Origin of the sequence: Conservatibacter flavescens (assembly GCF_002795425.1) — a bacterium.
Classification (GTDB): Bacteria; Pseudomonadota; Gammaproteobacteria; order Enterobacterales; family Pasteurellaceae; genus Conservatibacter; species Conservatibacter flavescens.
The window spans coordinates 1-9,642 of record NZ_PHHA01000015.1 but is presented as its reverse complement, the minus strand read 5'-3'; the positions used below and the strand labels follow the sequence as shown (position 1 = coordinate 9,642).

2 protein-coding genes are annotated in these 9,642 nt (G+C 40.9%); both read right to left on the bottom strand.

Annotated elements, in window-relative coordinates; all coding sequences use genetic code 11:
- Window positions 1-202 precede the first annotated feature (202 nt).
- A complete protein-coding gene (locus CVP05_RS06750) occupies window positions 203-484 on the bottom strand; it encodes a hypothetical protein (RefSeq protein ID WP_100288817.1) in 282 nt (93 codons plus the stop codon).
- An 8-nt stretch (window positions 485-492) separates the two neighbouring features.
- The coding region (locus CVP05_RS06745) for a hemagglutinin repeat-containing protein (RefSeq protein WP_100288816.1) at window positions 493-9,642 on the bottom strand (9,150 nt) is incomplete at its 5' end.

Here is a 9,642-nt window from a genome sequence, read left to right as displayed (position 1 = left end):
GATATTCCGTAAGGTAAATGTCCTACTTTTTCCTCATATTTCTTCCATGCAGGATTAAAATAACCACTTGATGATTTCTCCACAGTTTTTCCTAGCATACCTCCAGCCACTACACCCTCTAGAGCGTCATTACCGGTAATTTTCGCTTCAACTCTTGAAAAAACTTTGTAATAACCAATACTTTTTTAAACCTCAATTCTCATTATGATTTTTTGATATTCATACCTGTTTCATCAATTAATCTTTCTAATAATTTATCACCAGTCTCCCAAAAAACTTTTTCTTCTTTAATAGATGAGAAATTAGATGCAGGAGGGTAATGCTGGTTAAAAATACCATCATACCAATCCTCCCAATCTTTAATATCATGTTGTAAAGAAGGTGATATATTTAATGTTTTTGTATTGATATTATCTATACTACCATCTTCATTAACACGCCATAAACAATAGCAAAAAAAGTCAGGCATAAATTTATAATACATCACATCTCCTATTTTATTGATACAGGATTAGCTCCAACAATAAAGCCATTATTGCCTACAGTTATCGCTACTCTCTGTGTTTTTCCATTATAATTTAGTTCATATATTGGTCGTCCGTTACCTTTTCCTTGGTATCCCACTATATTATTTTGATTAAGAGCTGTAATTAAGAAATTTGGTATATCAGATTCAGAAATTCCTTTAGCTATAAACTCATTTTTGTGTTTTAAAACGTGTTCTAGTCCTGCTTTAGCATTCCCTTTCTCTAAGAAGACTATTCTGCCATCATTTGTTTTTGTGATCGCAATTACTTGATCTTGTGTAAATTTAATTCCGTTTTGAGTTAACTCACTAAAAAATGTTGATACTTGATTTTCATATCCGCTAGTTTGCCCAACAACCGGTAATTTTTTATTAGCATCAATCTCATCAGGAACTTTTGTTGCAAAATTCCCCAGTGTTTTTCCGCTATAAATACCTCCAACAGCGGCAGCGACAGAATGCCCACGATTAATATAAGTTGCAATATCTCTCGCTGTTTCTACATCAATATCCCAGTTTTGAGCAATAATTCTGGCAGTTTTCTCAAATTCTATATGGTCTTGAGTTTTGCCAGTAAGTACAGCCTCAACATTTTTATAGTCATTTCCTAATAATCCTTTGAAAGTATGAATATAACTATTTCCGATATTTTGGTTATAGCTTGTCATCGCTCGGTTGGCATCTGAAATAGAAGATAAACATCCACTACTTAGTAGATTACCTGAGCAAGCGCTAAGTAATGCTTGATCTCGTTGTTTATCTAATTCATTTAATTCTTGTAGTCTGTTTTCTTCAGCTTCAGTTCGATTTTCCTTATGTAATAAGTCAAATTTTTCTTTCGCCTCATTCGCAAAAAGATAATTATTCTCCACCGCACTTTTCGCCGTATCCGCTCCCAATGCCGCATTGGCAAGAGTGGTAACGGTGCTGCTGGTGTCGCCGGTATTGGCGGTTGCGGCAGAGAGTATTCCCCCTGCGATACTGCTTAAGCCGACGATATGTTGTTTCTCTGCCTCCGTCAGTTCGCTGGCGGATTTGCCGTAGAGTTTTTCTGCTAAGATTGGGGCGAGAGCTTCGGCGCTGCCACCGGCTACGGCGCCCGCTAGGGCGTTGCCACCGCTTAAGTGGGTTTCAATAGCGCTCCATAAGGTGTGAGCTAAGATATTTGCCTCTGAATTGTCCTCTGTGGCCTGTTTAATGGCGTTGTTAACCAGTGGGGAAGCGCCTTTGGCAGCGATGGCCTCGATGCTTTGTCCCGCAAGGGCGCCGGTGAGGATAGCGGTGGCCATATCTAGGTTGCGTTTATATTTGCCACCGGTTTGCCATTTTTTCGCTTCTTCTGTATCGCCTTTTTCTGCCGCTTGTTTTGCCCGTTGGCTTGCATAGCTTTGGCTAGCGCTGGCGATTTTACCCACTGAATCACTGAGTTTGCTTTGTTCTGCCAGTGCCTTATGAATGTCTTTTGGCCCATTCAATTGTGGATTGGCTTTCGAGAGGTCTGTATTAATCCCTAAAGCGTTTGCACTGGTGTGGATAGGTGCAGTGTCTTTGTTTAGGGTGATATTGCCCTCTGTTAGGGTCGCTTTGGTGACACTTTGGGCATGCTCTTGGTTAAGTAGCGGTAATCCCGGTGAGGCGCCGGTAATGTCTTTGCCGGAATAAGTGTCATTGCCGTAGGCCGCACTACCGGAAGCAGACATCGCCTGTAGACGGCTTTGGTTGTGGATATCCTTAAAGGTCAGTTGGTTAGTGGCTAACTCGCTGTTATCCGGATTGGTACTGCTAATCGCGCCGCCCTCAAGGTGCACATTTTTTGCCTGAATATGATAGCCGCCCTCTTCAGCAAATAATCCCGACTGATTGCCCACTTGTTCAAAATGGCTGCTGCCGCGGTTGCCACTGCCGCTTAAACGAAAATCCCATGCCGTGCCGAAGCCAAATTCAATTTGCAAACCAGCACTGACACTACTACTGGATTTGTGGTGTTCATCTTGCAGGCTTTCGATAGTTAAATCTTTGCCTACATCTGCATTAATGCGGTTGGCAAGTGCTGTAGTGCCTGAGAGAGTAGTGCTCCCCCCGCTTTTGATGTTCAGCGTTTGTGTATCAATAAAGGTATTTTGGTATTCCGTGCGTTCATCACTTGATTTATTGCTACCGTAGCCCACTTTGGCATACACCGACCAACCGGTTTTCGCTCCCACACTCAATGCTGTGCCCACTTCTACACCCACATTTTGACCGCTGCTTTTTTGCTTATAGAAGTCGGTACCAGCAGTTAAATTAATGTCTTTCACGGCATCAAGTGTTACTGAGCTATTGGCTAAACGGTTGCCGTCATTGTCTCGGCTAGTTAAGTCGGCATGTTCAATATTAATATCACCGCTTCTTGCTTGCAGTGTAATATGTTGACCATTAATGGTATTTGCCACACTTTCTTGCGTTTTGAGGCTGTTGTCGGTGCGACCATGTGCCACACCAAAACCGGATTCTACACGTAAGAGCACAGGTTCGGTATTGCCATTCATTACTTGCCCTACATTGCTGACTAGTGTGTAGCCTTGGGCAACTAAACCCAGTAATTCGGCAGATTTTAAGCGGTCGGAGGCGTTATCATCCAACATCGTTTTACGGGTGTCGTCCACCGCATTGATTAAATCAATAATCGGACTTTTTACGCGAGCAAAGTTACCAATTTTTAAATCGCTGCTATGTTGAGATTGCTCCATGCTGTTGTGGGCGCTAGTAATATTGATATTTTCCGCACTGATAGTAACATCATTTTTCCCTAAAATCTGACCGCTCTTTTGATTGAAATCTTGACCGGCATGAATAGCAACATCACCCTCAAGGCTGGCAATTTGGGCTGACGAATGAGTGACTTGTTTACCATCACTGTTTTCAATCACGCGGTTATAACCATAGAAGCGTTCCGTATCAGAGATTTGGGCTTCACCAATGCCTTGATTGCGAGTGGCTTCCCATTGGTTTTGACCGCTTTGAGCCGTAGTAATGTTGACATCATTGCTAGCGAAAATATGATTATCTCCCTGAGCAACCAAGGTCGTGCCTTGGAAATTGGCATCGCCGGTTTGAGCAATTACACGGCTGTTACCACCAATAGAAAGCACTGCACCTTGTTCTTGGAAGCTATCGCCACTACCTTTGGTTTTGTTGTGGTACACCGATGTTGCAGCTTCCGTATCTTTCATTAAATTGATTTCAAATCCGCTTGCACGTTTGGTTGCCTGTTGGGATTGCGTCGCGGTTGTCACACCGAATGTCACATCACCGCTTGCTTGGAATAGGCTGTCGCCTTCAGCCGTAAAGCTGCCGCCTTGGGTAGTAATATCACCACTGGTGGCAATCACATTTAAGTTTCCACCTGCGGTGAATTGGCTTTCAACTTGATTGGTTGCCGTATAATGGCTTTCAGCGGAGCTTTTCGAGGCTCGCAGATAAGGCTGAATGCCGTTGACTGTTCGCATTAAAGTTTTACTGAATGCATCTTCATAAGCTGAAATTTTACCCATCGCACTTTGGGTTGAACCTTCTGCTTTGCGAGTTTCATAACGAGCTTTTGCTTGCGTAAACGGATCGACAACAGCAGTTAGCCCAAAACCGGATGACTTTTGTTTTTGTTCGGTGTCAACAGTTTGGGTTTCCGTTGCAGCTAAAATATCCACTTGTTTGCCTTGTAAATGAATATTTTGACCACTACCTAAAATTGCAGAGGACAGCATTAATGCGTTTTCGGCAATGGCGGTAATATTGCCATTTTGAGCGATAAGCTGACTTTGAGTTAATGTCGTTTGAATATCGGTATTTTTTTGTTCATTGCGCAAATAACGATATCCAACTTCCGCCACTCCGTCTTTAAGGGAACCGCTTAAGCCGGATTTTTTGGTTTTCTCAAAGTTCTGCTCAAAGATTCGGTTTTCCGCTTCTTGAATGTTGATATTGTTCGCAGTTGCAGTGAGATTATTTTTAGCAACCACATTTGAACCTTGTATGGTCATATTACCTTTGTTTGCGTGTAATACGACATTATTACCATCAATCACTGAACCTTGCGCAATATCATAGTTGTGATCGTGTTTGCGAATTGTCGTTGTTTTGCTGAAAATGTTACCCGTCGTCCCTTTAGAGCCTGAGGAAAGTCGTTCTTGACTGCGTCCTTCCTGAATTTGTACATCACCATTCATTGAGCCGATAGTTATAGTGCCGTTGTCGCTGTGTACGCTTGCTTGGCGAAGTGCGGTGTGATTTTCACTTATAATATTCACATCATTTTTAGCGTTGAGAGAACTCCCCACTTCTTGTGTTTGGTCTAAGCGGTAGTAGTTATCCGCATTGGCATTATAATGCTGTTTATTGGCTGTATTTACCGTACCAAGTTCAACATTATTCCCTTGAACATGAATCACGTTGGCGCTTATATTGGCGGCTTTCAATACCACATCTTTAGGGCTGTAAATTGTTAATTTACCGTTCACATCAATGTTAGCTTGACGATCAATATTCGTATGGGCAAATGCATTACCGAATAGGTCACGGTTTTCAGAGCTGCTTGTTTGACTTGTGATTTCAACCCCTTGTTTACCAATGAGTGTAGCGGAATTTAAAGCTTGTATTTTACCTCCGAGATTCACTAATGTTTGTTCTGCAGCTAAATTGACCGTATTACCTAATACCACACCGTTATTAGAAATATTATTCGCGGAAAGTGCGGTTAAATCTCGTCCTGCAATTGTGCCTGTATTGGTAATATTACCGTGAATATCACCCACAATTTCTCGAGCAGAAATTAATGAACCTTGAGTAGTCACATCAAGGTTGCGAGTGACAAGATACACTTGTGGTGTTAATACTGTTAAAGTTTTACCGCTTGGTAGAGTGACTTCTTTATTGACGAACCACACCATATCAGAAGTCAGTTCTGCCATTTGTTCAGCGGTTAATCCCACACCTGGTATCAGCTTAAATTTATCGGCATAATAGACACCGCTATCCATTAAGGCTTTGTATTGTTCAAAGTCAGAATGGTAATGATCTAAAAAGCGGCGGCCGGTAAGCTGGTTGATTTGTTCATTCACTAAACGTTGTTCATATAAGCCATCGCCAAGGCGTTTTTGTACATTGTTATGGTCGTAACGCAAGGCATTAAACATATAATCCGAACTTAGCCATTGTTTGCGATCGGTAAATTGGCTGTCTGTTTCAACTAAATAGCCGTTTGGTGCCTCTGGATTAATTTGATAGAGGCTAGCTTTAGGTAAGGTAACTTCTGCCAAATGGGTCTTAATTATTGGTTGAGTGCCGTCGGCTAGGTTTTCAGGATGATTCGCTAAAACTTGTCCAGATATGACCGCACTTACCGTCGGAATGGCCATATTTCCCTGTTCGTTTGTTGGTAAGTTTGCAGTTGAGATGGTTTTTAATGCCACTGGTGCTGAGTTTGATTGGCTATCAATTGTGGTATTTGTACCGGTAATTTCATTGCCAATTTCATTGAGCACTTTATTAAATGTGAAATGTTGTGTCGGGTGTATGTCATTTATGCTACCAGAACCCTTACCATAAACCGCCCAGCGTTTTCTGCCTCTCATACCATAACGGCGATATTCTTTCCCGAAGCTTTCCCATCTACCGGTATCTGTCATATTGATGTCACCTTGAATATCAATGTTTTTTAAGGTAATTCCTCCAGCAGTTAAATCGCTGTTATTGTCATTACGCATAAAAATACTATCACCTAATAATAAGGTTTTGCCGATGGATAGGGTAGAGGCATTATTTTCTAAATCTGAACCTGAAAGTGATAAATGACCACCAATCAAAATTTTAGCCGGATCACGATATTCGATCGTACTGGTAACAGTATGGCGATTATAATTCCAATTTGTCCAATCTCGAGAAGCGATTCTTGTGCCGTCTTTCAAAATAAAATAAGAGTTAGAGTCGCTTGTATTGTTATTTTTTAGATCAAAAGTCCCCTCGCCTCCATCTTTATTGAGTAATGCATAACGTGTTGAACTATTTGATGGGGCATACTCAATAATGTGTTCATCCGTGTGATATTCTCCGAGTTTTAAATAAAGATCATGATTAAATAACCGTTGTGTTTTAATATCACCATTACCTAACGCTTCAATAGTTGCACTGCCATTATCCACTAATTTAGCATAGCCAGTCGCTTGATTTTGCGCATTTAATTGACCGCCGATAGCAATATCGCCAAGAGTGAATATGAGGCTATGATCTCGATTAATTAATGTGCCTACACCTAAATCTAAACGTTCACGAGCCGCAATCGTTGCGGATTTTTCACCATCGCTGAGATTATTCAGGTCATCTGCTTGAATGGCTAAATGATCACCATAAATTCGACCGGTACCAATATTATTTAATGTAGCGGTTTTAATGATATTTTCCGTACCGTCCAATAAGCCGTAGTTAGTGACAGTTTTCGTATTAATGAATGTGTGCTTTGATGAAATTTCCCCATTGGCATGATTAGTCAAATTATTCGCAGTAAATGAGGCTTGATTACCGACCACTTGTTTGACATTGTTAACAAAATCACCTTGCGTACTAAAAATCAAATTATTACCTACTTGGAAAGCCTGATTTAATGTGAAGCTATCCGTGAGTGTGATTTTTGCATCTCCTTGCGTTTTGATTGTGCCTTCATGTTGTAAGGTTTTGGCATTTAAATTGAGTTGTTGACCGGCTTCGATCGTACCCTCTTGGTTATCAACCACTAAATTATCAGTTTTAGAGTGAATGTGAGCTGTTTGACCTGCTAAAAATTCACCAACTTGGTTATTAAGCTGATTTTTGATTGTGGCAAAAGCGGAATTGGTGGCATAGATACCACCTTGTTGGTTATTTAATGTGTCTGCATTGAGCTGAATATTTTTAGCTTGTAACCCTTGCGTTGGCTTTGCACCGGTTGCCACGGTTTGTTGATTATTCAGCTGTGATGTTGTTACGGTTAATCTATCCGTTGCACCAATCAATGAACCTGTTTGACCATTTTGTTGGTTATTAATTGTGGTGGCATTGATAAGCGTATTTGCTCCCCAAATTGTACCGCTTTGGTTATCTATTTGTGCGGCTTGAATTGTGGCTTGTTGTTGAACATTAATCATGCCTTGGGTATTTGTCAGTGCTTGGGCATTAACAGTTAAGTTTTGTGTTGTCGCAATTTTGCCTTGTGTATTATCAAGCTGAGTAATATGATTTAATACAACTTCGCCTAAGCCAATAATGCCCTGGTTAGTTTGTTGGGTTTGTCGGTTATCAAGTTGTTGGCCATTGGTATCGATAGCAAGGGTATCATCTCCACGCAATAAACCTTGTTGATTATTAATTGCTCCGGTATTTAATTTAGCAGTATGAGCAAAAATTTGACCTTGAAGATTATTTAATGTCGCTCCTCGCGTATCAATCGCCATCTTTCCTTGACTACCAATCACCCCCATAGTGTTATTTAGCGTATTTGAAATGATATTCAGAGCGGTATGACTAAATACTGTACCATTTAGATTATTCATTTCATCACTGTTCACATCAGCATTATTTGCCATTACCACGCCATTTTGATTATTGAACTCGGTAGTGTGTAATGCGGCGGATGATTTTGCCTGTATAATTCCGTCATGATTATTCAGAATTCCGCTATCAATCTGAAGATTTTGTTGCGCGAAGAGAGTGCCTTTTATGTTATTTAACGTGGAATGGTTGGTATCAATAGTCAAATTAGCATATTGGCTAGCAATTGTGGCATTTGAATTCTCTAATGTTCCGCGCACATTAATGTGAACTGACTGATTTGCGACAATAGAACTTTCAGATTGTGCTAAGGATTTTGCAAGAGTCATATTGATTTCATTGGCTGAAATCGTGGAATTATTTGCAGAAATTAGATTGTTACCCATTACACCAAGCTGCTTATTCACGGTAATATTAGCATGATGTTGTTCAATACTTGGCGCAGTAAGGGATAGCGAATCCGCTTGTAATTGACCAAGTGAACTGTAATAGCCATTATTTAACCGCAGGTTAGCATGTTGAGCTGCATAAAGTTTACCTGAATCATTAAGTAGCTTATCGGCGTTTATTTCCATATTTTGATTGCTACCGATGAAACCGTTGGTATTATGCAATGTTGCACTATTAATGACTAAATTACCTAAAGTAACAATACCTTTTTGTGTATCCTTATTTGTATTGGTTTGCTGATTGAGTAGGTTGTTATTGCCGGTATCAATATGCATATTCCCCATGCTTTTAATAAGGCCATTAGTATTGGTTAATTGAGCCGTTTGTAATTCAAGAGCGTTATTTGAAAATAAAGTGCCTTGTGTGGAATTAAAGTTACCTGTTGTATAAATATTCAGGTTACGTCCTGCAATTAGTTGCCCATTACTATTATTCACCTCGTCGGCGTTCAGATTAAAATTACCGGCTGTACTGAATGAACCACCTTGATTTTGAATATATTTACCGCTTAAACGAAAATCATCTGTCCCCGTTTGCTTCCAAGTTGCTCCTTTTGTGATTAAATCCTGCTGTGTGGTTTGAATACGAGTTGCGCTCAGTTGGCTATGCTGTGTCGAAAGGGTTTTCGGGGTAGAAATTCGGAGATTTTCCACCGCACTTAATTGGCTATTATCCGCTTGGATATTGCCTGAATGAGCCTGAAGATGAATATCATGCGCATTGTTTTGGCTATTATCTAAATTCACTGATTGCGCGGTAATATTGAGCGTGCCCGCGGCAATATTGTGGCCGGCAAGTTGGGCGTGATTATCTGCTTGAATATCAACGGCTGAGCCTTGTTGGGTTTGGCGGTCTAACTGACGGTTTTCGCCTTTGTCTGTTTGTGTCGTGGTGACACCGGCGGCAATCAGTGAAGATTGGGTTGTGTTAACATCTGCAGCTTTATAGCTGATTTTGCCTTTTGCGATGGTTTCACCACGTTGGCTAAGGGTGGTTTGGGCTTTGGCGTTGACTTCGCCTGTGCGCGCGATGACACTGCCGTCTTGTTTAATCTCTGCGCGGGATTGTAAGTGGACATTTTGTGTTTTCGCTTCAATACGCCCGGTGTT

Excerpts from the sequence above, each read along its gene's own strand:
- CVP05_RS06750 (WP_100288817.1), bottom strand. The coding sequence starts at position 484 with ATGTATTATAAATTTATGCCTGACTTTTTTTGCTATTGTTTATGGCGT.